Genomic DNA, 26068 nt, shown 5'->3' on the forward strand with positions numbered 1-26068 from the left:
TATACATATGAAAAATATCCTTATACCCACTACTTTAAAAGATGACACAATTTGCGCGGTAAAATCTGCAGTAAATCAAGCAAAAGATTCGGGCTGTGAAATCATTTTGTTTATGGCCGCCGAAACTCCAGATTCGTTTTCTTCTTCGTTTTATTTGCGCGAAATGAAAACAGGGCTTACAATTAGTCAAGAAGAAGTTTTGGAAACTTGCCGATACATTGTAGAACATACGCCAAACTGCAAAATAAAAGTACACAACCAATACGGACTTTCATCTCCAATTTTCAAACGCGTTATTGAGCATTTCTCTGTAAAATTAGTTATTCTGACTAATTCATATAAACAGGAAACAAAACGTATTCATCAATATTTAATTCAATTGGCTGGAAATCAAAAATGTCCGATTCTGCATTTAGGAAATGAAAATTTAAAAGAAGATTTCACAAAAGCACTTTATATCGAAAATGGCAGAGCCAATATGCATGTTAAAGATGTACAGCAATTTTTGAATGAAAATTTCTCCTATGAAATTGTAAGTCTGACTTCTAAAATTGATGATGATTACGACAATCTAGCTCCTTACTTATCTGAAGCGATTTCTAAATATGACATTGATTTGGTAGTAGAAACGCGAAAAGGCGAGAAAATCAAATTTAAAAAAAATAAAAAAGAAAGTATCAATGAAAAACTAGGACTTCCTGTTCTTTCATTGTATGAAGAGTTGGCTTAAAAGAGCCGCTCAAAACTAAAAAATAATTTAATTAAAACCGAAGATATGTTATTAAAGAAAAGAATACCAATGAAGTACGTTCTCGGGAAAATTAAAGTAGAAATTGTACTTGTATTAGCGTACACGATTTTATTTGAGATTTTTCATTACTATTTTATCAATTTGCCTGTAGATATTCCAATTGCAATTCCAACAATGATTGGAACAATTATATCATTATTGCTTGCTTTTAAGTCAAATCAGGCGTACGACAGATGGTGGGAAGCTCGAATTGTTTGGGGCGCTATTGTGAACGATTCCAGAACATTAATTCGTCAAGTTTTGACATTTTATAAAGATCCTGATTTTTCTGTTGAAGCAAGCGAATTCAAAGAAAATTTCGCAAAAAGACAAATTGCGTGGTGTTATAGTTTAGGGCAGGCGCTTAGAAATAAAGATGCTATAAAACCGCTCGAAGGTTTGATGAGTGATGAAGAAATTAAATACATTAAAAATCATCAAAACATTCCAAATGCGATTTTGATGCTGCACGGACGAGATTTAAGAAACGCTAAAAATGACAAGCGATTCAACAAGTATCAGCAGGTAGAAATAGACAATACATTGTCAAGATTATGTGACGGAATGGGTAAATGCGAAAGAATTAAAAATACCATTTTCCCAACGACTTACAGCATGTATATCAGATTGACGCTGTGTTTGTTTATTCTTTTATTGCCGTTTGGACTGACAAGTGTGTTAAGCTGGTTTGCAATTCCATTGATTACAGCAATCGGTGCCGCTTTCTTTTTGATTGAAAGAATGGCAATTCATTTGCAGGATCCGTTTGAAAACAGACCTACAGATACGCCAGTTACTGCAATTGCAAATACGATTGAAAAAAATATTAAGCAAATGCTGAACGAGTACCAAAGCGAATTTGATATTCTGAAAGAATTTGATTTAAACGAAGTACCAAAAAAGGCAGACAAAGATGCCTATTATGTTTTATAAAAGTAATTGACTTGGTTTCTCAATTTGTTCCAGGCAGCGTTTTAATTAGTGGCGCTGTCTGGTTTTTTATTTTAAAGTGAATATTTTTTGAGCAAATTTCCTAGCGTTTGTATTGATTGGCGCAATTCATTTGTCCAAGGAAGACCAAAACTCAAACGCATACAATTTGAAAATTGATCCTGAAAAGAGAAAATTCTTCCCGGCGCAATGCTGATATTGTGTTTCATAGCCAAATGATAAAAAGCCGCAGTATCAATTTTTTTATCCAATTCAACCCAAAGAAAAAAACCGCCTTGAGGCTGACTCACCTTTGTTCCAGCCGGAAAAGATTCCAAAACAGTATTGATATAATTATTACAATTCTGATTTAAGATCTGACGAATTTTTCGGAGATGATTTTCATATCGGCCATTTTTCAAGAAATCACCAACCACTTCATGCGTAATTGTCGTTGCCGAAATGGTGTGATACAATTTAGTACGTAGAATTTCTTTTTTAAATTTTCCGGGAGAAACCCAACCCACGCGATAACCAGGCGCCAATGATTTCGAAACCGAACTGCAGCAAAGTACAATACCGCTTTCGTCATAGGTTTTGCAGTTAGTTGGCCGGCTTGTGCCAAAATACAAATCGCCATGAATATCATCTTCAATTAATGGAACATTATAAAAATCCATTAAGCGTACAATTTCTTTTTTATGTTCGGCCGGCATCATACTTCCAGATGGATTGCTGAAATTGCTCATTAAAACACAAGCTTTTACTTTATTGGTTTTAAGTGTTTTTTTAACCGCTTCTAATTCGATTCCCGTAGTCATATTTGTGGGAAGTTCCATAACATACAAACCTAAAGATCTTGCCAGCTGTAGAATACCAAAATAAATGGGACTTTCGGTAATAATGGTATCTCCCGGTTTTGTCAAAGTCAGCAAACAATCAGAAATCGCAGAAATACAGCCGGGCGTCGTGATAATATCTTCTTCTGTTAATGAACCGCCCCACGTAAAAGACCAGCGCGCAATTTCTTTACGCAGGTTGCTGTTACCCTGAATTTCCTCATAACTTGTACCGCTATTGGGCAATTGACGCATCGCCTGCACCATTCCTTTATTCAATTTGGCAATAGGAAGAAGTTCATTCGAAGGAAAACCAAGTGAAAGCATTGTAACATCTTTTACTCTCATATCGCCATAAACCAAATCAACTAAATCTTCACGGTCAATATTTTCAACTTTTAAAATAGGAGTACTTGCCGAAGGTTCTGCAATCACTCTTGCCGAAATATTACTCACATAATAACCCGACTGCGGACGTGATTCGATAAGTGATCTGCTCTCCACTTCATAATATGCTTTGCTCACGGTACTCATGCTGTAGCCCGTTTCGGCACAGACTTCTCTTATGGATGGCAATTTATCACCAACATTTAAAAGACCAGATTTTATCTGCTTTTCAATAACATCTGCAAACTGTAAATACAAGTAATTGGAACTTTTCATAAAATAAACTGTTATGCTGCAATTTACAAAAACTGTATCTGTATTGCTGTTTTATTTTTAAGAAATTTGTCTCAGTTAAAAGAAGAGATCAAAATCATGAAGACTACAAAATATTACACCGCCGCCATCGCCGCTTATACTGTATGGGGATTTTTCAGTTTGGTTTTAAGGCCAATTCATGATTATCAATCTATCGATATATTATTTTTTAGAGTTTTCAGCTGCAGCATTTTGATGCTTCTGATTGCTTTTCTTTTTAGAAGAAGTAAAATCAAAGAAACTGTGGGGGTTTTCAAAACATTGTCTTCTTCTGAAAAGAAAAAAGCAATTCTGCTGAACATTGGCGGAAGCTTCTTTTTAATGGCAAACTGGTTTACTTTTATTTATGTAATGAATCACGTGAGTGTTAAAGCAACTTCTCTCGCATACTTGGTTTGCCCAATTTTAACCACTTTACTTGCCTATTTTTTATTGAAAGAAAAACTGGCTAGAACACAATGGCTTGCAGTTGGTTTAAGTATTCTGGGATGTCTGCTGTTGTCTTATGCCGATATTATGGATATGTTTTTCAGCATCATCATCGGACTTACATATGCTTCTTATTTGGTGAGCCAGCGAATCAATAAAGGGTTTGATAAATTTATCGTGCTTACGTTTCATATTACTTTGGCAGCATTGGTTTTATTGCCTTTTTATCCTGCTTACAGCGGACCGGTGCCAACAGAATTTAAATTTTATTTCTTCATTGAAACCATTGCAATTGCATTTACTATAATTCCATTGTTTCTGAATTTATATGCGCTTTCAGGGCTTCCTTCATCAACTGTTGGAATGCTTTTAAATATAAATCCTATGATTGCTTTTATGCTCGCTGCTTTTGTTTTTAACGAACAAATAAGCACTTTGCAGATTGCAGCTTACAGCATCATTTTTATAGCGGTGTTAGTTTTTAATTCACATCATATTTTTGCAATAAAACAAAAATATATCCTGTCATCTAAAGATTCTCAATAAGTTGATTTTACATTTTTTATTGGTTTAGAAAGTAAAATTACGAGAATCTTAACAGGGTTTTAAAACAGGAATGATTATTTTTCGTTCCTGTTTTTTTATGCAGTAAATTGAATATAGGCCACAGATTACACAGATTAAAAGGATTAATTGTTTTATGCAAAAAAAGAACAGCTACGAATTCACGAATTATTTTGATTTGCTTTTTAAATAATTCATGAAAAAAAATCTTTTTAATCTGTGTAATCTGTGGCAAAAAAATAAAACCGAATCTCTATTATATGAAACCAGCAAAACTTCAAGCCTTTATTCCGTTATTTTATTTAGTGTGGTCTGATGATTTATTGACACAAAAAGAGTTTATTACTTTAAAAGAGTTTATCAATTCGCTGTCAGCATTAACTTCAGATGAAAAAGAATTTCTTCTCTCAAAAGTGGATATTTCAAATCCGCCTTCGCGAAATGAACTCACACAATGGAAATTGGATATTGAAAAAAGTATTCAGGATAAATCGTCTATAAAATCCATTTTTGATATTGCAGTGGCACTTTCTGGAAAAGATCTTGATGTTTCGGTTTTAGCATCTGATTTCAAAAAACTGGAAAATGATCTTGGAATTTTAGGCGAAGAAGCACTTCAAAACTTCAAAACAAAAGCCGATTCGTTTACTGCAAATTCACAAACGACAAGCAATTTTGATATTCAGAAAATAACGGAACTTCTAGACGGAAAAGAAGCTCCAATCATCAAAAGAGTAAAATCAATTATTTCCCGACCTGAATTTGCTTACGAAACTTCAACAGATATTAATGTTTTTCGTCAAACAGTTTACAATTGGTGTAAAATTCTGGCTGAAGAAAACTTAGGGAATATGGCTTATCCGAAGGAATATGGAGGAGGAGGCAACGTAGAAGATTATTTTGCGATCATGGAAACGTTGAGTTACCATGACTTGAGTTTGGTAATCAAATTTGGCGTTCAATTTGGACTTTGGGGAATGAGCGTTCAGTCTCTGGGAACCGAAAAACATTATGCGAAATATTTGAAAGATATTGGTTCCTTGAAACTTCCGGGCTGTTTTGCCATGACCGAAACGCATCACGGATCAAATGTAAAAGGTTTAGAAACAACGGCGACTTATAATCACAGCAATCAAACTTTTACAATTCATACACCAAACAAAAACGCTCAGAAAGAATATATTGGCAACGCAGCAGTTCACGGCCAAATGGCAACTGTTTTTGCTAAATTAATTATTGATGATCACGATTATGGTGTAAATGCTTTTGTTGTGCCGTTGCGCGATACGAATGGAATTATTGTAAATGGTGTTACTATTGGCGATTGCGGTCATAAAATGGGTTTAAACGGCGTTGATAATGGAACAATCAGCTTTGATAATGTGGTGATTCCAAAAGAAAACATGCTCGATCGATTTGCTTCTGTAAACGATAAAGGCGAATTTGAAAGTCCAATTCCGAGTGATAATAGACGATTTTTTACAATGTTAGGGACTTTGGTCGGAGGAAGAATCGGGATTCCGAGATCAGCCTTGGCAGCAGCCAAATCGGGATTGACAATTGCGATTCGTTACAGCGATCAAAGAAGACAATTTGGACCAGAAGGCGGATCAGAAGTTCCGATTTTAAATTACAGAATGCACCAGCGAAGATTATTGCCAAATTTAGCTAAAACATACGCCGTTCATTTTGCGCTTCAATATCTTACTAATAGATTTTTGAATCGAACGGAAGCCGAAATGCAGGAAATTGAAGCTTTAGCGGCCGGCTTAAAATCGTATTCAACTTGGAGCACAAGAGATATTCTACAGGAATGCCGTGAAGCATGCGGCGGAAAAGGGTATTTATCTGAAAACCGAATTGATGCTTTAAAAAATGATACTGAAATTTACACCACTTTTGAAGGCGATAATACTGTTTTAATGCAGTTAGTTGCCAAAAATCGCTTGTCAGAATTCAGAAAATCGTTTGGCGAAATGGGTTCACTCGGAATCATAAATTATGTTTATGAAAATGCAAAAACAGCCATTACAGAAAAAAATCCAATTGCAACCAGAAGAACTGATGACGAACATTTAATTGATGCCGAATTTCATCTGCAGGCTTTTGTACACAGAGAAAAAACAATTTTGGCTTCGGCAGCGAGACGTATCAAGAAATTAGTCGACGGAGGATTAGAAGCTTATGATGCGTTTAATGTCGTGCAGCATCAAATGATAGATGTAGCGCAGGCGTATTTGGAGCGTATTGTTTTAGAGCAGTTTCAGGAAGCTTTAAAAGCAATTTCAGACGAAAATTCAAAACAAATATTGACCAAATTATATCAGTTATTTGCGCTTTCGCAGATAGAAAAAAACAGAGCATGGTATCTTGAAGACGGTTATATGGAAGCGGTTAAAACAAAAGCCATCCGTAAAATTGTGAATCAATTATGCTGGGATATTCGTCCAGATGCGGTTGCATTGGTTAATGCTTTTGATATTCCAGAAAGTTGTTTGGCAGCGCCAATTGCAACATTGTAAAATTTTTTTTTGCCACGAATTACACGAATTTCCACGAATTATAATTATTTAAGATAGCGTAGAAATTAGTGTAATTCGTGGCGAATAAAAAAAACTTAGAACCTTACCAACTTAGAATCTTAGTATCTCCTTATATTTGCTTTTCTAAAAACTATCGACCACCAAATTGAAAAACCTTTTACTGTTTTGTGCTTTTTTAATTAGCTTTCCAACATTTGCTTTGGATAGCGAAGATATTATTTTGGCTAAATTAAATGATGCCTTAAAAAATAAACAGCATTATGTAAAGCTTAAAGAAGAGCGAATTTTAAACTTCAAAAAAATAAAATCGGAAAGCTTAACGCCGGAACAGGAATACAATTACAATAAAACTTTATATTTAGAATATCAGAAATTCAATTCGGATTCGGCTATTCGTTATGTAAAAAAGAATATTAAAATTGGTGAACAGCTTCAGGATAAAAATCTTCTCAATTTAGCACAATTAGAGTTAGTTACGCTGTATTCATCTTCTGGAAAATACCGCGAATCTGAAGCTATTTTAAAAAGCATCAACAAAAATAAATTGGCTTTAAACTTATTGCCAAATTATTACATTGCACATCGCGAATTTTTCGAACATTATGCGGCTAACAGTTACAATGATGAGTATCGTCAGCAAATTGGAAAATATCGTGATTCGCTTTTACTGATCTTAAAACCAAATACTTTAGATTATCAAATCACGAGGCTTACACAGGATATTTTTCATAAGAAATATGACAATACACAGAAAAAGCTTGAAAACTTACTCAAAACTACGACCGAAGATAATCCGCAATATGCCATTATTACTTATCTATTAGGGAAAATTTACGAAGCAACTCATAATCTGGAACTTCGAAAAAAATACTACGCCCTTTCGGCTACATCAGATCTTAAAAATGCCAATAAAGACAATGCTTCACTTCAGGAGTTAGCTTCAGTTTTTTATGAAATTGGAGATGTCGATATGGCTTATAAACTCACACAATCAGCAATTGAAGACGCACTTTATTGTAATGTTCAGTTTCGAACGCTTTTAATGTCAGAAGTTTATTCGATTATCAATACGGTTTATTTGGAAAAAGAGGCAAAACGAAAAACGGAATTACAGATTTATTTGCTGTGCATCAGTTTATTGTCGGTATTTTTAATTGTGGCGATAATTTACGTTTACAAACAAATGAAAAAGGTCTCGAGAATTCGTGGAGAACTCTATGAAACTAGCCAGAAGTTAGCCGAATTAAATAAAGACATTACCGAAACCAATGAACAGCTGCAGGAAAGAAACTCACAATTATCTGAATCAAATCATGTTAAGGAAGAATATATTGCTCATTTTTTCAGTCTTTGTTCGACTTACATCAATAAATTAGAGAACTATCGCATTATTTTAAATAAGAAAGCTGCTGCCAAACAGTTTGATGAAATTTATAAAATGCTGAAATCTACAACTCTAGTGGATAATGAATTGGAAGAATTATATAAAAACTTCGATATTATCTTTTTGAATTTATATCCAACCTTCGTAAAGGATTTTAATGCATTGCTGATTCCAGAGGAACAAATTGTTTTGAAGCAGAGCGAATTACTTAATACCGAATTAAGAATTTTTGCTTTGATCCGACTTGGAATTACAGACAGTGTCAAGATTGCGGCTTTTCTTCGCTACTCGTTAAGCACAATTTACAATTACAGAACCAGAGCTCGAAATAAAGCGGCAGTTTCTAGAAATGATTTCGAAGAAATGGTAATGAAAATTGGTTCAATGGCCTTGAAATCATAAAGAAATATTTTAAAATCACTACTTTTTTTACTGTTTATTTTTTGTTATATAATTGTAAATCAATTGTTTGATTTTTTAATTCACTACTTTTTTTCGTTTAAAATTATAACATGTACTATAACGTTTTAGTTTTACAATATTATTAAAAGGTACAAATGACTACTAGAAGTATCTTTACTGAAATTGAATGCTAAATAATTAATAGTTATGTTTAAAAACGTTAAAACAATCGTTGTTTTAGTTTTATTGAGTTCATTCGGATTGAATGCACAAAATAAAGTTCCGGTTTATCTTGATGATAAAAAGCCAATTAATGAGCGTGTAGAAGATGCGCTTAAAAGAATGACAACCGACGAGAAAATTGCCATGATTCATGCGCAGTCTAAATTTAGTTCTCCAGGTGTAAAACGTCTTGGAATTCCAGAAAACTGGATGACCGATGGACCGCACGGAATTCGTACCGAAGTTAAATGGGACGAATGGGATCAAGCCGGATGGACAAATGATTCTTGTATTGCTTTCCCGGCACTTACAGCACTTTCTGCAACTTGGAACAAAGAATTGGCTTCTTTATATGGTAAATCTATTGGAGAAGAAGCACGTTTTCGTAATAAAAATGTACTATTAGGACCTGGTGTAAATATTTACAGAAGCCCACTAAACGGAAGAAACTTCGAATATATGGGAGAAGATCCGTTTTTAACTTCAAAAATGGTGGTTCCTTACATTAGAGGAGTTCAGTCAAATGGCGTTGCAGCTTGTGTTAAGCACTTCGCTTTAAACAATCAGGAAACAAACCGTAATACTGTAAACGTTGTGGTTGACGACCGTGCTTTGTATGAAATCTATCTTCCAGCTTTTAAAGCGGCGGTGCAAGATGGTGACGCATGGGCAATTATGGGATCTTACAATAAATACAAAGGGCAGCAGTGTTGTCATAATGAATATTTATTAAACGATATTCTTCGCAAAGAATGGGGCTTCAAAGGCGTTGTAGTTTCAGACTGGGGCGGTGTTCATGATACTAAACAAGCTATTCATAATGGTTTAGATATGGAATTTGGTTCTTGGACAAACGGACTTTCTTGGGGAACGAGCAATGCTTATGATAATTATTATTTAGCAAAACCTTATTCTGAAATGATTAGAAAAGGTGAAATTGGAACTAAAGAATTAGATGAAAAAGTACGCCGTATTCTTCGTTTGGCTTTCTTGACAACTATGGATAGAAATCGTCCTTTTGGATCATTTGGAACTCAAGAACACGCTGATGCAGGTCGTAAAATTGCCGAAGAAGGAATTGTATTATTACAAAACAACAATAACATTCTGCCAATCAATCTTTCTAAAACTAAGAAAATTGCGGTTATTGGAGAAAATGCAATTAAAATGATGACAGTAGGAGGAGGAAGTTCTTCTCTAAAAGCAAGATACGAAATTACACCTCTTGAAGGTTTAAAAAAGAGAATTGGCAATCAGGCTGAAATTGTGTACGCCCGCGGTTATGTTGGAGATCCAACAAGCAACTATAACGGAGTTGTAGCTAAAGTAAGTTTAGAAGAAAAACGTTCGCCTGCTGAATTGACTGCTGAGGCTTTAAAAGTTGCGAAAGACGCTGATATTGTTCTTTTCATTGGCGGTTTAAATAAAAGTCCAAATCAAGATGATGAAGGACACGATCGTAAAGGATTGGAACTTTCTTATGGACAAAATGAATTAATCAGCCAATTAGCGAAAGTAAATAAAAACATTGTTTTTATTAATATTTCAGGAAATGCTGTGGCAATGCCGTGGGTAAAAGAAGTACCGGGAATTGTTCAAGGATGGTTTTTAGGAACTGAGGCAGGAGCTGCTTTGGCAAATGTTTTGGTTGGAGATGTGAATCCGTCAGGAAAATTGACTTTCACTTTCCCAGTAAAATTAACGGACAACGGAGCGCACGCATTAGGTCAGTTTCCAGGTGGAGACGAAGTGGTTTACAACGAAGGAATTTTTGTTGGATACCGTTGGGCAGACAAACAAAAAATCAAACCATTATTCCCTTTTGGTCACGGATTGAGCTATACGACTTTTGCTTACGGAAAAGTTACTGCTGACAAAAAACAAATGGGAGCTGGAGATCAAATTACATTCTCAGTTACTGTAAAAAACACTGGAAGCCGTGAAGGATCAGAAACGGTGCAGCTTTATATCAGCGATTTAAAATCTTCTTTGCCTCGTCCTATAAAAGAATTAAAAGGTTTTGAGAAAGTTTCGCTGAAAGCAGGAGAAGAAAAAACAGTAACTTTTACAGTTGATAAAACAGCTTTAAGTTTCTTTGATGATAAAAAACACGACTGGGTTGCTGAGCCAGGAGCTTTTGAAGCTTTAATTGGAGCATCTTCAGCAGATATTAAATCTAAAGTGGGCTTCTCACTTCAATAATTTCATTATTTCTAAATTGGTTGGTTTGTAAAGCTGCAAGTGTAAAAATTTGCAGCTTTGCTTTATAAAAAAGTTAGAAGTAAAATGTTGTTTGTCAGAAGTTTGTTTTTAATAAAAATAGTATGAAAAAATTATTGCTCTTTACTGTTGCCTTTTTTTTGTTTCAAAATCTATCGGCTCAGAGTTTAAATAAAATGCAGTGGTTTAATGAACCTGAAAAATGGGAAATTAAAAACAATGCATTAATTATGAATGTAACTGCCAATAGTGACTACTGGCGAATTTCACATTACGGTTTTACGGTTGACGATGCGCCTTTTTACTATGCAACTTATGGCGGTGAATTTGAGGCTAAAGTAAAAATTACAGGAAATTATATCGCCCGTTTTGATCAAATGGGATTGATGATTAGAATTGATGAGAAGAATTACATTAAAACTGGAGTAGAATTTGTTGACGGAAAATTCAATATCAGTACGGTTGTAACACATGAAAAAAGTGATTGGAGCGTAACTACACTTGAAAAATCACCTCCTTTTATTTGGATAAAAGCAGTGAGAAGATTAGATGCTGTTGAAGTATTTTATTCTTTTGATGATAAAAACTACATCATGACGAGAAATGCGCCATTGCAGGACAATACACCAGTAATGGTAGGATTAATGGCTGCTTCACCTGATGGAAATGGGTTTGAAGCTAAATTTGAAAACTTCACCGTAAAACATCTTCCAGATCAAAGAAGATTAGAATGGCTGAAAAACCACCAATAATAATTGTGAATTATAAATTAATCAATTATTAATTAAATTCACAATTAACCATTCACAATTTATAATTATCAATTAACCATTATATGACCGATATTAAACCAAAAAAACATTACGAAATCTTGGACGGCTTGCGTGGCGTTGCCGCTATTTTAGTCGTTACGTTTCACATTTTTGAAACTTTTGCTGGCGGTAACCGTTTTAAACAAATTATCAATCATGGCTATTTGGCCGTAGATTTCTTTTTTCTTTTATCTGGTTTTGTTGTTGCCTACGCGTATGACGATCGTTGGGGAAAAATGACACAATGGGAATTTTACAAACGCCGATTAATTCGTTTACAGCCCATGGTAATTATGGGAATGATCATTGGCGCTATATTTTACTACTTTCAAGCTTCAGATATATTATTTCCTCAGATTGCAGGAATGGAGGTTTGGAAAGTGATTGTAACAATGGTAATTGGTTTTACCTTATTGCCAATTCCGCCTTCATTAGAAATTAGAGGCTGGGGCGAAATGCATCCTTTAGATGGTCCGGCATGGTCACTTTTTTTCGAATATATTGCGAATATCTTGTACGCCTTGTTTTTTCGCAAATTTTCGAACAAAGTATTGTCAGTTTTCGTACTGGTATTTGCCGGACTGTTAATTAATTATACTGTTTTTGGTCCAAAAGGCGATGTAATAGGAGGCTGGTCATTGAATTTGGAGCAAATGAATATTGGATTTACTCGATTATTGTATCCGTTTTTTGCTGGAGTTTTACTTTGCCGTTTAGGGAAATTAATTCATCTGAAAGGCGCTTTCTGGATTTGCAGTATTTTGATCATAATTGTTTTGGGTTTGCCAAGATTTGGAGACGAAAACTCATTATGGATGAACGGTTTGTATGAATCTTTCTGTATTATTTTAGTTTTCCCGCTGATTGTTGCTATCGGAGCTGGCGGACAGATTAAAAGTGCTTTTTCGGCTAAAATTTGCAAGCTTTTAGGCGATATTTCATATCCAATTTACATCACGCATTACCCGCTGATTTACTGGTATACAGCGTGGGTTGTAAACAATAAAGTTTCGTTGGCAGACGGATTACTTCCTGGAATTGCACTTTTAGTAGCAAGTATTGTTTTGGCTTTCGTATGTTTAAAATTATACGATGAACCGGTTAGAAACTGGCTTCAGAATAAGTTTCAAAAGAAAAAAGTTTTGAGTTAAGTGACAAAGAAACAAAGTGACAAAGGTTTAGAGAAAAACCTTTGTCACTTTGTAACTCTGCAACTTTGACACTTAAATAAAAATATTGAATTTCTAATTTGTTAGTTTTAGATATTCGAAAAAAGGGATGAAACCGTAAAGTTTCATCCCTTTTGTATTTAAAGATATTCTAAGATAAAAGTAAAGAATAGAAAAACTTAGCATCTCAGCATCTCAGAATCTTAAAGATTATTCCAAAACCAAAGCTCCTAAAGCCTCTTTGCTGAAACCTTTCAATTGATCTGTTTGTCCAGCTTTAATTTTAGTAACCCAATTTGGATCTGATAAAAGAGGTCTTCCAACGGCAACCAAATCAAAATCACCTCTATCGAAACGTCTGTTTAATTCTTCTAAAGAAGTAGGCTCAGAACTTTCTCCGGAAAAAGCACCAAAGAAATCGCTAGAAAGCCCAACAGAACCAACAGTTATAGTTGGTGCTCCAGTTACTTTTTTAGCCCATCCAGCAAAGTTCAAATCAGAATCTTCAAATTCTGGTTCCCAAAATCTGCGTTGTGAAGCGTGTATAATATCAACTCCGGCATCAACAAGTGGAGTAAGCCAAGCTTCTAATTCCTGTGGATTTTTAGCTAGTTTATAATTGTAATCAGAAGGTTTGAATTGAGAAAAACGCATGATAACTGCGAAATCATTTCCAACTTGTTTTCTAACTTCTTTTACCACTTCAATAGCAAAACGGTTACGTTCTGGCAACGTTTTTCCTCCGTAAATATCTTCTCGTAAGTTTGTTTCGGCTCTAAAAAATTGGTCAATCAAATAACCGTGCGCGCCATGAATTTCGATAGTGTCAAAACCTAATCTTTTAGCATCAGCAGCAGCTTTACCAAAAGCAAGAATGGTATCTTCAATATCTTTTTCGGTCATGGTAACACCATTTCTAAAATCTGGACGATTTAATCCAGATGGACCTTCAAACGGAACAGGAGGAACCCATCCAGAATGATGATTATCCATAATTCCCATATGCCAGATCTGCGGGCCCATTTTTCCGCCAGCAGTATGAACTTCATCAATTACTTTTTTCCATCCGTTTAGAGAAGCGTCGCCGTAAAAATGCGGTACATTAGCATCATTTGATGATGAAGGTCTGTCAATCACAGTACCTTCAGATAATATTAGGCCAACTTCGCCTTCAGCTCTTTTTTGGTAATAAGAAGCGACATTATCAGTTGGAACTCCATTTGGAGAAAAAGAGCGCGTCATAGGCGCCATTACGATTCGGTTTTTCAGGTTTAACGATTTTAAGTTAAATTCCGAAAAAAGGTTGTTTGTACTCATAGTAATTTACAAATTAGATTGAATTAATTTACTGAGTGCTTCAAAGGCACCTTCGTTGCGTTTATAATAAGTCCACTGTCCAACACGTTTGGCCTCGATAAAACCAGCGCGCTGCAAAATAGACAAGTATTCAGATACTGTAGATTGTGTAAGTCCGGCTTTGGCTTGAATTTGCCCCACGCATACACCGTGTTCAAATCCGCCATGTTCGAGCTGACTTGGAAAGTTGATTTCGGGTTCTTTCAGCCATTCCAGCATTTGCAGCCTGGATTTGTTAGAAAGTGCTTTAAAAAGTTCTATATTTTCCATGGTGCAAATATATCGACTTTTCCCGATATACCAATTTAAAGAAAAATATTTAGGATAATTTTGTGATTGAAGGTGGAGAAATTGGAGATTTCACTAAAGAAAATTTATATTTGCTTACAAAGAAAAAGACCCCATTTTATCTAAATAAACTTAATTATGAAAAAAACATTACTTATTTTAGGCTTCTTATGTTGTGTAATCACCAGTTCAAAAGCGCAAGTGGTAGGTGTTGATGTTGGCGATATTGCTCCAGAAATTGAACTTCCAGATACAAAAGGAAATGTCGTTTCCCTTTCTTCATTTAGAGGCGCTTTAGTGTTAGTTGACTTTTGGGCTTCTTGGTGCGGACCTTGCATCAAAGAACAACCAGCCTTATTAAAATTGCATAATGCTTATCCAGAGAAATTATTTATTTATGGTGTTTCGATGGATACAAAAAAGCCTTTATGGACCGCTGCAATCGCAAAAGGAAAATTGCCTTGGACAAACGTAAGCGATTTAAAATACTGGAGTTCGCCAGTTGTAAGCGCCTACATGCTGCAATCTGTTCCGTTGAATTTTTTAATTGACAAAAACGGAATCATTTTAGCTAAAAATATTCACGGAAAAGCTTTAGAAGATATGGTTAACAGCTTGTTGACTAAGTAAAGATCATTAAATGAAATTTCATAATTTATGCATAGATACGAAAGGCTCTTTTGAAGTTTATCAAAAGATAACTAATTTCTTAGATGTAAATCCTAAAAAAGAAGAAGATTTTCAAATATGGACTTATCAAGTTGTAACTTATGAAGAAGAGGAGTATTTTGATTATATAAATGCGTTTTTAGATTTGCTGGAACCAAACTTCGAAAAACTTAAGGATTTAAATATTTATCAAGAAGATATAACTATTTGGCTTTTTTATGAATATGAAAAACAATGCTCAATGTCATTTAATCCACAAGAAACGAAAAGGTTGGGAGAAAGTGGAATTTCATTAAATATTGATTGTATAAAAAGAAATTGATAAATAAAAAAACAACATTGACTTTAAAATAAAGCAATTTTAACAACAACATTTTAAAGTAAAATGAAATCAAAACTAAGTTTATCTGAATTCAGAATAAGATTAAAGACCAATACAGAAATTGGTTCTCTAAAAGTAAAATTAAGCACGTTTAGATTATTTCCTAAATTTGGAGGAACAAAACCTTTTTACGGTCTTTTTGATGATAATAGTTTTCGTTTAACGTTGAATTCAGAATTATCATCAACAATTTTCGTTTTAAAAGGAAAATATAAAGTTGTTGGTAATGTACTTAAATTGGATTATGTTGTTGAACCAAATAGTAAACTCCAGTCGATTTGGATGGAATATTTTCCGATAGTTTTGATTGTAGCAATTAATTTGTTTTTTCTTTTTTTTGGAAAAGGGTTAAGAAGAGCTTCTACAATTGTCAATTTGTTTTTACTTTTTATAACTTTCTATTCCAGATGGAAGGAGAATAGAAAAAAGAAAAAATTAGAGAAAAAATTTATAAGGATTTTTGAGATTACAGAATAAGAAAATCAATGTGGAATTTCTAACCTGAAACCTGAAACCTGAAACAAAGAAAACCTGAAACAAAAAAAAGTCCATTTCTAATGGACTTTTTTTAATTATTCGTTTTCTGTATTCGCCTTTTTAACGCCTCCAAAACTCGTTTTCATCATTTCTCTAATTTGGAATTGTGTTTTATTTCTCGTAACATTTTTCCATTCTTCAAAATCATAAATATGAATCTTGTCTGCGTACGGATTGGTTACAAAAAAAAGTCTTGATATAGAGAATTTATAGTATTTCAGTTCATGCGAAATATGCCGGTCGGGTACGACAATAAGAATCGTTTCCCAGTCCAGAAAATTCTGAGGAACATCTTCTCTTTCAGTTAATCCAAGAGATTCAAAAAAGGCAAGAATCTTTTGGTCATTATTCTTATCGATCTTCTCATCGATACGTTTAATGGCGCTTAGAAGCTTTTTTTCATCTTTAATAACACTCATAATAGTCTTTGTTTTTTTTTATTTTAGTATAAAATTACACCAAAAGAAAATCATTTTAAAAACTATAGCCAATAGAATGATTCTAAATTTTGATAGTCATTTTTTACGGGGTGTACAAGGATAATAGTTTATGTTTTTGATAAAATACTATTAAAATTAATGCCTTCAAAAGCCTAATTTTATATTTTATAACTATCTCCAAACCATTTTCATGAGAAATTCTTTTCTAAAAAAAATCTTTTCGGTTTTTATTTTTGCCATTTCAAGTCTGGCTTTCGCCCAAAGCAAATCAGACCGGGAATTGATTTTGATTGATAAAGACTGGCATTTTTCATTCGGTCATTTATATGATACCGAAAAAGATTTTGGACATGCAACAGGATATTTTTCTTATTTAACTAAAACTGGTTTTGGAGATGGTCCTGCCTCCAAAGATTTTGATGATCGTGCCTGGCGAAAAATCGATTTGCCGCACGATTGGGCAGTTGAACAGGATTTTAGCGAAAATGGCAGTTTCAGTCACGGATTTAAAACCGCAGGAAAAGGTTTTCCGGATAAAAGTATTGGCTGGTACCGAAAAAAAATCAATATTCCGGAAACAGATAAAGACAAAATCATCAGCTTAAAATTTGACGGCGTTTTTAGAAATTCGAAAGTGTTTTTTAACGGCTATTATCTGGGAACAGAAGAAAGCGGTTACAACGGTTTTGAGTACGATGTTACGGCTTATGTAAATTATGGCGGAGAAAATACAATCGTAGTTCGTGCCGATGCTTCAATGGAAGAAGGATGGTTTTATGAAGGCGCAGGAATTTACAGGCATGTTTATCTGCAGAAAACAAATCCAATTCATGTCGCAACAAACGGAACTTATGTTATCTCGGAAATAAAAAATAATGATGCAGCAATTACTGCCGAAGTTTCAATTGAAAACAAAGGAAATTATAAAGGTGCGATTGAAATTATTCAGACAATTTTTGATGCTTCGGGAAAACAAATCGCAAGTGTTTCGGAAAATGGAAATGCTCCTGAATTTTATAAAACGACTTTTTTTACCTCAAAATTAAATGTCAAAAATCCGCTTTTGTGGGACATTGATTCGCCAAATTTATATCGTTTAGAAACTCAGATCAAGCAAAACGGAAAAGTGATTGACAGTTTTGAAACGCCTTTCGGAATCAGAACAATAAGATTTGATGCTGAAAAAGGCTTTTTTCTGAATGGAAAACCTTTAAAGTTAAAAGGAACCAATAACCATCAGGATCATGCCGGAATTGGGACAGCATTGCCAGATGAAATTCAGTATTACCGAATTAAAAAATTGAAAGAAATGGGTTCGAATGCCTACCGCTGTTCGCATCATCCGCCAACTCCAGAATTATTGAAAGCGTGTGACGAACTTGGAATGCTGGTAATTGACGAAACCCGATTAATGGGAATTAATGATTATCATCTAAATGATTTAAAGCGAATGATCGAACGTGACCGTAACCATCCGAGTGTTTTTTGCTGGTCGGTTGGAAATGAAGAATGGAATATTGAAGGAAATATTGTAGGCGAACACATAACAAATGTGATGCAGGATTTTGCAAAAAGTATCGATTCAACAAGACCAGTTACAGTTGGAATCAGCAGCGGATTTAAAAGCGGTATTTCGTCGGTTGTTGAAATTATGGGTTACAATTATCTTGGAAACGGAGACATCGATGCACATAGAAACGAATTCAAAAAGCAGCCCGGAATGGGAACGGAGGAAGGTTCAACTTTTGCAACGCGAGGTATTTATTTTACGGATGATGCCAAACATTATCAAAGCGCTTATGATAAGAAACCGCGTCCAACTTTTTACAGTATTGAAGAAGGCTGGAAATTCTATGCTGAAAGATCTTATTTGGCCGGAATGTTTATTTGGACCGGTTTTGATTATCGCGGTGAACCAACGCCTTATGGCTGGCCGTCGGTAACTTCGTATTTTGGAATGATGGATGTCTGCGGTTTTCCGAAAGACAATGTTTTCTATTTGAAATCATGGTGGGGAAATAAACCTGTTTTGCACATTATGCCACACTGGAACTGGAGCAGAATGGAAGGCAAAGAAATTGATGTCTGGGCGTATTCAAATTGTGATGAAGTGGAACTTTTCCTAAATAAAAAGAGTTTAGGCAAAAAGAAAATGCAACAAAACAGCCATTTAGAATGGAAAGTAAATTATGCACCCGGAACACTGGAAGCGATTGGTTATAAAAACGGAAAAAAGATATTGACCGAAACCCGGAAAACCACAGGAAAAGCGGAGAATATTAAACTTTCTGGAGACAAAGAAAACGTTCCAAATTCTAAAGTAACTGTTGTTTCAGTTGAATTAACAGATAAAAAAGGTTTACATGTTCCGACTTCAAATGACGAGATTTCTTTTTCAATAGAAGGAGGAAAAATTTTGGGCGTAGGAAACGGCGACCCAACTTCATTGGAAAAAGACCAGTTTATTGATGATTTGCAATTAGTTGCAATAACCCATTTTAAGGAACAAAAAAGAACGACAGCTAATGTGTCTCAAGAATTACAAAACTATCCAGAAAACGATTGGAAAACAGCCTTTAAAGACCGTGATTATAAAAATCAGGCATCATCTTATATTTATAAAGGAGAATTTGATTTGAATACTATTTCGAAATCAAATGTTGTAAGTTTCTTTTACAAGAAAATTGGAGTTGAAACGGCAGTTTTCATTAACGGAAATAAAGTACAGCCAAGCTCTGAAGATTCTCAAAAATACGTTTTGGATAGTGCCATTTTAAAAGAAGGAAAAAACATAATTCATATTATCGCAACGCCATTGCAAAAAATAAAAGATTGGGACATTATGAATACAGATCCCGGAATTATTCAAGTCATAACGCCTGCAGGGCCTTGGAAAAGAAAACTTTTTAATGGCTATGCCCAAATCATCATTCAAAAAGACGAAAATGCCAAAGAAGTTATTTTATCCGCTTCTGCGAAAGGACTTCGATCTGCAAGTTTAAAGAATTAGAGGTTTAACCGCAAAGCACGCAAAGATTTACGCAAGGATCGCAAGTTTTTTTTTTTTAGCTGGACGAAATAATCGCGCAAAGTCGCGAAGACGCAAAGTTTCTTTTCCCTTGCGCCCTTTGCGTAAATCTTTGCGTGCTTTGCGGTTAAAACTTGATCCCGAAGCCTCGGGAGAAACCTGAAACAAAAAAATAACAAAATAATATTGTTTGATTTTCATAACTTTGCAAAATGAATAATCAGACAGATACTCAGAATTGCGATTTTACTTCAGATTTAAAGCTGAAAGGTTTTAAAGTATACCAAATAAACGGAGATATAAGTAAAATTCCGGTTTACAGCCGTAGGGATTTTTATAAAATCTGCATCAATACCAGTAAAAGTATTATACAATACGCTGACCGCGGTATAGAAACCGATGGAACAATTCTGTTTTTCGGTAATCCGATTATTCCCTATTCATGGGAAACTGTTTCTGGTGAATACGAAGGTTATGCTTGTGTCTTTACCGAAGAATTTCTGAAAGCAAAAGACCGATCAGAAACACTTCATGAATCACCTTTATTTAAAATAGGAGGAACGCCAATTTTTTCTTTAAACGCTGAACAAAAGGTTTTTATAGATTCCTTGTTTCAAAAAATGATCAAAGAATACGAAACCGATTATGTTTTTAAAGACGATTTGATGCGCAGTTATGTCAACTTGATTATTCATGAATCGATGAAGATGCAGCCTTCAGAGAATTTCTTCAAACACAAAAATGCCTCTTCCAGAATTACTTCTTTATTCTTAGAATTATTGGAAAGACAATTTCCAATAGAAACTAAAAATGAGCCTTTAACTTTAAAAACACCTCAGGATTATGCGCAAAGCCTTGCTGTACATGTGAATCATTTGAATCGTTCTGTAAAAGAAGTGACAGGAAAACCAACAACAGCACATATTACCGAAAGAATAATTAATGAAGCAAAAGCTTTGCTGCATCATACAGATTGGAGTATTTCAGACATTGGTTATTCGCTCGGATTTGAATATCCGAGTTATTTCAATAATTATTTTAAAAGACTTACAGGAACGGTTCCAAAATCGTTAAGAATGTAAATTGTTTCAATTTCTTAATTTTTTGTTTGAATATTGTTATTTCCAGAAAGCAAAGTTGATCTAATTTTGCCCTGAAATCACAATGCTGAAATAACTTATCAGTTTTGGACAAACTAAATTACTACTTCATAAAGCGGATTCTAGCTTTCTAAAATTTAGTTTATAATTCTGATAATGAATTAGATAAGTGATTTTTAATAAAGTCAATCTCAAAAAAATAAGTAAATTTATGTCAACAAATTATTCAGCAGTTATTGAAGAAGGAAAAGTCCCGAATACATTTATGACAGGCGACGTTTCTTATAAAAAACAAACGAGCGATATTCATCCTGAAAACACTGTAATAAAAGAAGTTACGTTTGAAGCTTGCGCAAGAAGCAACTGGCACATCAACGCAGGTCTGCATATGCTTATTGCAAAAGAAGGAGCAGGATATTATCAGGAACGAGGAAGTGCAGTGAGAATGCTTCAAAAAAACGAAGTGGTTACGATTTTACCAGGAGTAGAACATTGGTACGGAGCAACTCCATTTGAAAAATTTTCTTACGTTGCCATTATCACAGAAGCTGATAAAGGTCATGGAATCTGGCTAGACAAAGTAACCGATGGAGAGTATTTTTTATTGAGTTACTAAGATACTAAGGTTCTGAGATACTAAGGCTGTGAGATGCTAAGTTTTTTAGAGCGAAGGAAGAATCTCCTTTGCGTAAACCTTTGCGGTTAAACCTAATCACGAAGCTTCGGGAGAAACTTGAAACCTGAAACAAAAAAACAAACCTGAAACAAATATAAAAGATGGAAACAAAAAACATAAAAGCCTTTGGTACAGAAGCTGCCGAAGCACCATTACAAACCTTAGATATTAAAAGAAGAGCAGTTCAGGCACATGACGTAGAAATCGAGATTTTGTACTGCGGAATTTGTCACTCTGATTTACATTCGGCTAGAAATGAATGGCATGGCACAATGTATCCAATTGTTCCAGGACACGAAATCGTGGGAAGAGTTGTAAAAGTGGGCGATCACGTAAAAAACTTTAAAGTGGGTGAATTGGCTGGTGTTGGCTGTATGGTCGATTCTTGCAGAGAATGCGAGCACTGCAAAAATGATTTAGAGCAATACTGTGAGGAAGGAAATATTTTGACATTCAATTCTCCAGACAAACATTTAGGCGGACATACTTTTGGAGGTTATTCGGAAAGTATTGTTGTTGACGAAAATTATGTATTACATATTTCTGATAAACTTGATCTAGCCGGAGTTGCACCTCTGCTTTGTGCAGGAATTACAACTTATTCTCCTTTGAAACATTGGAAAGTTGGTCCTGGACAAAAAGTTGGAATCGTTGGAATTGGCGGTTTAGGACATATGGGAATCAAATTAGCAAAAGCTATGGGCGCTCATGTAGTAGTTTTTACAACGTCTCTATCTAAATTCGACGCAGCGAAAGACCTTGGAGCAGACGAAGTTGTTTTGTCCACAGATCCAGAACAAATGGCAAAACATGCAAAAAGTCTGAACTTTATTTTAGACTGCGTTTCGGCTGAACACAACATCGATTCGTACCTAAATTTATTAAAAGTTGATGGAACTTTGACACTTGTTGGTGCGCCAATGGAACCGCTTCCTGTAACTTCTTTCAGTCTTTTATTAGGAAGAAGAAGCTTCGCCGGTTCTGCCATTGGAGGAATTGCAGAAACTCAGGAAATGCTTGATTTCTGTGCCGAACATAATATCACTGCAGATATCGAATTAATTGGCGTAAACGAAGTAAACGATGCCTACGAAAGATTATTAAAAGGAGATATTAAATATCGTTTTGTAATTGATATGGCTTCTTTGAAATAAGTAATAAAGTAACAAAGTGGCAAAGTAACAAAGTGACATAGGTTAAAAACTTTGTGTCTTTGTCACTCTGAAACTTTGTAACTAAAAAAGAAATAAACAAAGTTCACAGAGGCAAAGTTAAAAAGTGTCAAAGGAAAACCTTTGCTTCTCTGTCACTCTGAAACTTTGTAACTAATAAAGAAAAATATGCTTACACGTAAACTAGGAAATAGCGGTCTTGAAGTCTCAGCATTGGGACTTGGCTGCATGGGAATGAGTTTTGGATATGGTCCTGCTCATGACAAAAATGAAATGATAAGTCTTTTGCGCTCAGCTTATGAAAAAGGAATTACTCTTTTTGATACAGCAGAATGTTACGGACCATTTTTAAACGAAGAACTTTTGGGCGAGGCTTTAGCGCCTTTTCGTGATAAAGTTGTAATTGCAACGAAATTCGGGTTTTTAGAAGGAGATTCTAAAAAAGGATTAGACAGCCGACCTGAATGGATCAGAAAAAGCATAGAAGGTTCATTAAAAAGATTGAATACAGATGTTATCGATTTGTATTATCAGCATCGTGTGGATCCAAATGTTCCTATTGAAGACGTTGCTGGCACGATAAAAGATTTGATTCAGGAAGGGAAAGTGAAACATTTTGGACTTTCAGAAGCGGGAGCAGAAAGCATTCGTCGTGCACATGCCGTTCAGCCAGTTACAGCATTGCAAAGCGAATATTCACTTTGGTGGAGAACTCCAGAAGAAGAAATTTTCCCGACATTAGAAGAACTAGGAATCGGATTTGTGCCTTTTAGTCCGTTAGGAAGAGGTTTTCTTACTGCAAAAATTGATGAAAACACACAATTTGATAGTTCAGATTTCAGAAATTCATTACCTCGTTTTGCTCCTGAAGCCAGAAAAACAAATCAGGCTTTTGTGGAATTATTATCAAAAATGGCCGCTGACAGAGGCGTAACAAATGCACAAATTGCATTGGCATGGAATGTAGCTCAAAAACCTTGGATTGTACCAATTCCGGGAACAACTAAATTGCATCGTTTAGAAGAAAATCTAGGCGCATTAGATTTAAAACTTTCTGCTGCTGATCTTTCAGAAATTAATGAAGCAGCATCAAAAATAACAATTGAAGGTGCAAGATATCCAGTGCATCTGCAGAAGATAGCGGGGAAATAAGGTGCTAAGGTTCTGAGGCACTAAGATACTAAGAAAAAAAGCTTAGCACCTCAGAACCTTAGCCCCTTAGTCCCTCAAAAAAGAAACCCCTCAAGCAATTCAACTCTTGAGGGGTTTTTAGCAAAGATTTGAGGTTCTCAGATACTCAATTACTTCGAATATTAGCGTCTAAAAATAAGTTTCAAAGTCTGTAAGAAAAAAACTTAGCATCTTAGAACCTTAAAATCTTAGCGTCTAAAAATAAATAATAACCAATTAAATTTATTTTACTTTTTGTCTAGATTTTGTTTCAACAATTTAGCGTGTTCCAAATGTGCTGTTAAACCTGCAATATTATTTGAAGCCCAAAGTTTAATGTCTTCGTCTACAGCATCTTTAGTTGCTTTTTGCAATTTATCAATCGCTTTTTCGTGACCGTCGATCATCATATCGGCGAATTTTTTGTCAAAATCAAGACCTGATTTTTCGTTTAGTTTGTTGTATTCTTCCTGACCTTCTTCAGTAAGAGAAGTTGGTAATGTAAAGTTTTTAGCTTTCGCCAAAGCGCTTACTTCTGAAGCCGATTTAGTGTGCTCCTCAACAAGCATTTTACCAAATTTTTTCACTTCAGGATTGGTACTTTTTTGTTGTGCCAGTTTCCCGATTTCAATTTCAGCCAAATTAATTTCAGCCTGATCAACTAAAAATTCAGAATCATCTTCTTTGCTGTCAATGGAGTCAAATTTTGCTTCGTTAGCATCTTCTGCAACTTCTTTTGGATCTTCCTGTTTTGTTTCATTTTTACAAGACTGAAGGAATATAATAATAAGTCCCGCTCCTAAAATTACTTTACCGGCTAATAGTATCTTTTTCATGATTTTAATAGTTTGAATGTTACGATGTAAAATTATTCAGGAAGCAGGAGGAATGTATTACAGGATTTTTGGAGATTGTTATATGATTTGGATGACCGCTAATTTAAAAATGAGGTTTCCCGTAAAATAAATTTGTTTTTAAGTGCAATATTTGTTTCGAATAATGGGATGCATTACTTTTCGACAAGAAAAAAGTTTATTTGCTTTTTAAATTGAATTGCTAACGGTTTATTAAATAATTATAAAAGGAATTTTAATATGAGAATAATTAAAATACTTTCGGTATTATTATTTTTAGGAATATTTTTTCTTTACTTAAACTTTTTTTCATCATTTGTAATGCCTTGGCAAAGAGATGATGCAATTAAAGCAGCATTAAGTTGGGGACAATTAAAGGAACTTCCACATGATGCGGATATTATTCATTTAGAAAAAAGAGGAAGTATGTTTACCAGACAATTTATTATTGAATTTACAAGTTCTGAATCTGCCATTAAAAATTGGATTTTAAAAAGCAGAGGTTTTAGAAATGTCAAACCTGAAATAAAAAACGAAATAAAAACATATCAAATTCATCCAAAAGATGGCGATGCTTACGGAGGAAAAGTTGAAATCGAAGGAAATAGAGTTTTGATAAATATGAGCTGGAGTTAAAGAAGAAGAATTCTAACTTCAAAATATTTTGCACTAGCGGCAATGTATATTAACACAAGAATAAAGATTTATGACTGAAAAATTTACCTTAACAGGCGGTGCAAGAATTGGAATGGCAAACGCAAGTTATCCTTTTGCTGATCTATATGTCGATAAAGATGTTTTAAAAATAAACGCCTCAATTGTAGGGAATTTAGTTTTTCAAGCAAAAGATATCATCGAATTAAAGGCTTATAGATCGATACCAATAATTGGCAATGGAATAAAAGTTATTCATCGAATTGAAAAATACAATCAAGAGGTTATATTTTGGACCTTTAAAGATCCCAAATTTGTACTTAATGAGATCGAAAAAACTGGTTTTTTAAATAATACAAATAGTAGTCTAAGTGATTCCGATTTGGAAATTATAAAAAGACAAAATCAGGGCGGATTTCCAATCAAAAAATCTGTAGTTGTATTTTTTGTTATTGCTTGGAATTTACTTTTTATATCTGCATTAATTCCGATTTTTTTAAATCCAAATTCTAAAGGTTTTTCTTTTGGAATTGGCGTTAATATTGCTCTTGGATTAGTTTTTCTTACTTCTGTGTTAACCGTAATTTCGAAGAGCTTTAGGAAATTAATTTTAAAAGAAGGCAGAGAATTTGAGGATATTAAGAAGTTTATATATTTTATTATTTTGATTAGCGGAATATTGTCTATATCATTTGGATTAGCACGTTTTAATTAAAGCTTAAATACATTAATTTAA

Annotated in this window: 24 protein-coding genes; 18 read left to right on the plus strand and 6 right to left on the minus strand. The window is 34.4% G+C overall.

Annotated elements, in window-relative coordinates:
• Positions 1-7: 7 nt before the first annotated feature.
• On the plus strand, positions 8-730 hold the full coding sequence (locus GKZ88_RS03520) for a hypothetical protein (protein ID WP_155101009.1): 723 nt from the start codon (positions 8-10) through the stop codon (positions 728-730).
• A 45-nt stretch (positions 731-775) separates the two neighbouring features.
• Positions 776-1723, plus strand: coding sequence for a bestrophin family ion channel (locus GKZ88_RS03525; protein WP_155101010.1), 948 nt, complete (start codon positions 776-778; stop codon positions 1721-1723).
• 71 nt (positions 1724-1794) lie between these two features.
• On the opposite strand, the gene GKZ88_RS03530 is transcribed toward GKZ88_RS03525, so the two are convergent.
• A complete protein-coding gene (locus tag GKZ88_RS03530; RefSeq protein ID WP_155101011.1) occupies positions 1795-3222 on the minus strand; it encodes a PLP-dependent aminotransferase family protein in 1428 nt (475 codons plus the stop codon).
• Positions 3223-3318: 96 nt separating this feature from the next.
• Here GKZ88_RS03530 and GKZ88_RS03535 point away from each other — a divergent pair, with 96 nt between their 5' ends.
• The 6 genes from GKZ88_RS03535 to GKZ88_RS03560 all read left to right on the plus strand — a co-directional run bounded on the left by GKZ88_RS03535 (position 3319) and on the right by GKZ88_RS03560 (position 12988).
• Complete coding sequence (locus GKZ88_RS03535) at positions 3319-4236, plus strand: EamA family transporter (RefSeq protein WP_155101012.1); 918 nt, start codon at positions 3319-3321, stop codon at positions 4234-4236.
• A gap of 278 nt (positions 4237-4514) precedes the next feature.
• Positions 4515-6776: an acyl-CoA dehydrogenase gene (locus GKZ88_RS03540; RefSeq protein WP_155101013.1), complete on the plus strand. Its 2262-nt coding sequence runs from the start codon at positions 4515-4517 to the stop codon at positions 6774-6776.
• Between the two features lie 166 nt (positions 6777-6942).
• Positions 6943-8583, plus strand: a complete 1641-nt coding sequence (locus GKZ88_RS03545) for a DUF6377 domain-containing protein (protein WP_155101014.1) — start codon at positions 6943-6945, stop codon at positions 8581-8583.
• A 207-nt stretch (positions 8584-8790) separates the two neighbouring features.
• Complete coding sequence (locus GKZ88_RS03550) at positions 8791-11007, plus strand: glycoside hydrolase family 3 C-terminal domain-containing protein (RefSeq protein WP_155101015.1); 2217 nt, start codon at positions 8791-8793, stop codon at positions 11005-11007.
• Positions 11008-11129: 122 nt separating this feature from the next.
• On the plus strand, positions 11130-11777 hold the full coding sequence (locus GKZ88_RS03555; protein ID WP_155101016.1) for a DUF1349 domain-containing protein: 648 nt from the start codon (positions 11130-11132) through the stop codon (positions 11775-11777).
• 83 nt (positions 11778-11860) lie between these two features.
• Positions 11861-12988 (plus strand): acyltransferase, encoded by a 1128-nt coding sequence (locus GKZ88_RS03560; protein ID WP_155101017.1) that lies wholly within the window; start codon positions 11861-11863, stop codon positions 12986-12988.
• 228 nt (positions 12989-13216) lie between these two features.
• Here GKZ88_RS03560 and GKZ88_RS03565 read toward each other — a convergent pair whose 3' ends face one another.
• Together GKZ88_RS03565 and GKZ88_RS03570 are read right to left on the minus strand one after the other, a co-directional pair.
• Positions 13217-14323 (minus strand): NADH:flavin oxidoreductase, encoded by a 1107-nt coding sequence (locus tag GKZ88_RS03565; RefSeq protein WP_155101018.1) that lies wholly within the window; start codon positions 14321-14323, stop codon positions 13217-13219.
• 6 nt (positions 14324-14329) lie between these two features.
• Positions 14330-14632: a metalloregulator ArsR/SmtB family transcription factor gene (locus tag GKZ88_RS03570; protein WP_035644774.1), complete on the minus strand. Its 303-nt coding sequence runs from the start codon at positions 14630-14632 to the stop codon at positions 14330-14332.
• Between the two features lie 156 nt (positions 14633-14788).
• Here GKZ88_RS03570 and GKZ88_RS03575 point away from each other — a divergent pair, with 156 nt between their 5' ends.
• From GKZ88_RS03575 to GKZ88_RS03585, 3 genes are all read left to right on the plus strand, one after another.
• The gene (locus GKZ88_RS03575) at positions 14789-15280 is read left to right on the plus strand and encodes a TlpA disulfide reductase family protein (protein WP_155101019.1); all 492 of its coding nucleotides are present in this window, start codon (positions 14789-14791) and stop codon (positions 15278-15280) included.
• Between the two features lie 10 nt (positions 15281-15290).
• Positions 15291-15641, plus strand: a complete 351-nt coding sequence (locus tag GKZ88_RS03580) for a hypothetical protein (RefSeq protein ID WP_155101020.1) — start codon at positions 15291-15293, stop codon at positions 15639-15641.
• Between the two features lie 63 nt (positions 15642-15704).
• Positions 15705-16178, plus strand: coding sequence for a hypothetical protein (locus GKZ88_RS03585; RefSeq protein ID WP_155101021.1), 474 nt, complete (start codon positions 15705-15707; stop codon positions 16176-16178).
• Positions 16179-16273: 95 nt separating this feature from the next.
• Here GKZ88_RS03585 and GKZ88_RS03590 read toward each other — a convergent pair whose 3' ends face one another.
• Positions 16274-16657: a hypothetical protein gene (locus GKZ88_RS03590; protein WP_155101022.1), complete on the minus strand. Its 384-nt coding sequence runs from the start codon at positions 16655-16657 to the stop codon at positions 16274-16276.
• A gap of 211 nt (positions 16658-16868) precedes the next feature.
• Between GKZ88_RS03590 and galA the strand changes: the two genes are divergently transcribed.
• Positions 16869-19688, plus strand: coding sequence for a beta-galactosidase GalA (gene galA, locus GKZ88_RS03595; RefSeq protein ID WP_155101023.1), 2820 nt, complete (start codon positions 16869-16871; stop codon positions 19686-19688).
• A gap of 27 nt (positions 19689-19715) precedes the next feature.
• Here galA and GKZ88_RS03600 read toward each other — a convergent pair whose 3' ends face one another.
• Positions 19716-19907 carry a hypothetical protein gene (locus tag GKZ88_RS03600; protein WP_155101024.1) on the minus strand — a complete coding sequence of 64 codons (192 nt, stop codon included), beginning with the start codon at positions 19905-19907 and terminating at the stop codon, positions 19716-19718.
• 11 nt (positions 19908-19918) lie between these two features.
• On the opposite strand from GKZ88_RS03600, the gene GKZ88_RS03605 reads away from it, so the two are divergent.
• The 4 genes from GKZ88_RS03605 to GKZ88_RS03620 all read left to right on the plus strand — a co-directional run bounded on the left by GKZ88_RS03605 (position 19919) and on the right by GKZ88_RS03620 (position 23806).
• On the plus strand, positions 19919-20788 hold the full coding sequence (locus tag GKZ88_RS03605) for a helix-turn-helix domain-containing protein (RefSeq protein ID WP_155101025.1): 870 nt from the start codon (positions 19919-19921) through the stop codon (positions 20786-20788).
• Positions 20789-21017: 229 nt separating this feature from the next.
• Positions 21018-21422, plus strand: a complete 405-nt coding sequence (locus GKZ88_RS03610) for a cupin domain-containing protein (protein ID WP_155101026.1) — start codon at positions 21018-21020, stop codon at positions 21420-21422.
• Positions 21423-21583: 161 nt separating this feature from the next.
• Positions 21584-22636, plus strand: coding sequence for an NAD(P)-dependent alcohol dehydrogenase (locus GKZ88_RS03615; RefSeq protein WP_155101027.1), 1053 nt, complete (start codon positions 21584-21586; stop codon positions 22634-22636).
• 186 nt (positions 22637-22822) lie between these two features.
• A complete protein-coding gene (locus GKZ88_RS03620; protein ID WP_155101028.1) occupies positions 22823-23806 on the plus strand; it encodes an aldo/keto reductase in 984 nt (327 codons plus the stop codon).
• A gap of 266 nt (positions 23807-24072) precedes the next feature.
• Here the strand turns inward: GKZ88_RS03620 and GKZ88_RS03625 are convergent, their stop codons facing one another.
• Complete coding sequence (locus GKZ88_RS03625) at positions 24073-24660, minus strand: DUF4142 domain-containing protein (RefSeq protein WP_155101029.1); 588 nt, start codon at positions 24658-24660, stop codon at positions 24073-24075.
• A gap of 258 nt (positions 24661-24918) precedes the next feature.
• Here GKZ88_RS03625 and GKZ88_RS03630 point away from each other — a divergent pair, with 258 nt between their 5' ends.
• Both GKZ88_RS03630 and GKZ88_RS03635 read left to right on the plus strand, forming a co-directional pair.
• Positions 24919-25314, plus strand: a complete 396-nt coding sequence (locus GKZ88_RS03630) for a hypothetical protein (RefSeq protein WP_155101030.1) — start codon at positions 24919-24921, stop codon at positions 25312-25314.
• A 70-nt stretch (positions 25315-25384) separates the two neighbouring features.
• Complete coding sequence (locus GKZ88_RS03635) at positions 25385-26047, plus strand: hypothetical protein (RefSeq protein WP_155101031.1); 663 nt, start codon at positions 25385-25387, stop codon at positions 26045-26047.
• Positions 26048-26068: the final 21 nt, after the last annotated feature.

The sequence above is a fragment of the Flavobacterium sp. LC2016-01 genome (genome assembly GCF_009711135.1).
Classification (GTDB): Bacteria; Bacteroidota; Bacteroidia; order Flavobacteriales; family Flavobacteriaceae; genus Flavobacterium.

Bases quoted from the DNA above. Each gene is read 5' to 3' on its own strand.
- GKZ88_RS03520 (WP_155101009.1), top strand. From the start codon at position 8: ATGAAAAATATCCTTATACCCACTACTTTAAAAGATGACACAATTTGC.
- GKZ88_RS03525 (WP_155101010.1), top strand. From the start codon at position 776: ATGTTATTAAAGAAAAGAATACCAATGAAGTACGTTCTCGGGAAAATT.
- GKZ88_RS03530 (WP_155101011.1), bottom strand. From the start codon at position 3,222: ATGAAAAGTTCCAATTACTTGTATTTACAGTTTGCAGATGTTATTGAA.
- GKZ88_RS03535 (WP_155101012.1), top strand. From the start codon at position 3,319: ATGAAGACTACAAAATATTACACCGCCGCCATCGCCGCTTATACTGTA.
- GKZ88_RS03540 (WP_155101013.1), top strand. From the start codon at position 4,515: ATGAAACCAGCAAAACTTCAAGCCTTTATTCCGTTATTTTATTTAGTG.
- GKZ88_RS03550 (WP_155101015.1), top strand. From the start codon at position 8,791: ATGTTTAAAAACGTTAAAACAATCGTTGTTTTAGTTTTATTGAGTTCA.
- GKZ88_RS03555 (WP_155101016.1), top strand. From the start codon at position 11,130: ATGAAAAAATTATTGCTCTTTACTGTTGCCTTTTTTTTGTTTCAAAAT.
- GKZ88_RS03560 (WP_155101017.1), top strand. From the start codon at position 11,861: ATGACCGATATTAAACCAAAAAAACATTACGAAATCTTGGACGGCTTG.
- GKZ88_RS03565 (WP_155101018.1), bottom strand. From the start codon at position 14,323: ATGAGTACAAACAACCTTTTTTCGGAATTTAACTTAAAATCGTTAAAC.
- GKZ88_RS03570 (WP_035644774.1), bottom strand. From the start codon at position 14,632: ATGGAAAATATAGAACTTTTTAAAGCACTTTCTAACAAATCCAGGCTG.
- GKZ88_RS03575 (WP_155101019.1), top strand. From the start codon at position 14,789: ATGAAAAAAACATTACTTATTTTAGGCTTCTTATGTTGTGTAATCACC.
- GKZ88_RS03580 (WP_155101020.1), top strand. From the start codon at position 15,291: ATGAAATTTCATAATTTATGCATAGATACGAAAGGCTCTTTTGAAGTT.
- GKZ88_RS03585 (WP_155101021.1), top strand. From the start codon at position 15,705: ATGAAATCAAAACTAAGTTTATCTGAATTCAGAATAAGATTAAAGACC.
- GKZ88_RS03590 (WP_155101022.1), bottom strand. From the start codon at position 16,657: ATGAGTGTTATTAAAGATGAAAAAAAGCTTCTAAGCGCCATTAAACGT.
- galA (WP_155101023.1), top strand. From the start codon at position 16,869: ATGAGAAATTCTTTTCTAAAAAAAATCTTTTCGGTTTTTATTTTTGCC.
- GKZ88_RS03600 (WP_155101024.1), bottom strand. From the start codon at position 19,907: ATGAAAATCAAACAATATTATTTTGTTATTTTTTTGTTTCAGGTTTCT.
- GKZ88_RS03605 (WP_155101025.1), top strand. From the start codon at position 19,919: ATGAATAATCAGACAGATACTCAGAATTGCGATTTTACTTCAGATTTA.
- GKZ88_RS03610 (WP_155101026.1), top strand. From the start codon at position 21,018: ATGTCAACAAATTATTCAGCAGTTATTGAAGAAGGAAAAGTCCCGAAT.
- GKZ88_RS03615 (WP_155101027.1), top strand. From the start codon at position 21,584: ATGGAAACAAAAAACATAAAAGCCTTTGGTACAGAAGCTGCCGAAGCA.
- GKZ88_RS03620 (WP_155101028.1), top strand. From the start codon at position 22,823: ATGCTTACACGTAAACTAGGAAATAGCGGTCTTGAAGTCTCAGCATTG.
- GKZ88_RS03625 (WP_155101029.1), bottom strand. From the start codon at position 24,660: ATGAAAAAGATACTATTAGCCGGTAAAGTAATTTTAGGAGCGGGACTT.
- GKZ88_RS03630 (WP_155101030.1), top strand. From the start codon at position 24,919: ATGAGAATAATTAAAATACTTTCGGTATTATTATTTTTAGGAATATTT.
- GKZ88_RS03635 (WP_155101031.1), top strand. From the start codon at position 25,385: ATGACTGAAAAATTTACCTTAACAGGCGGTGCAAGAATTGGAATGGCA.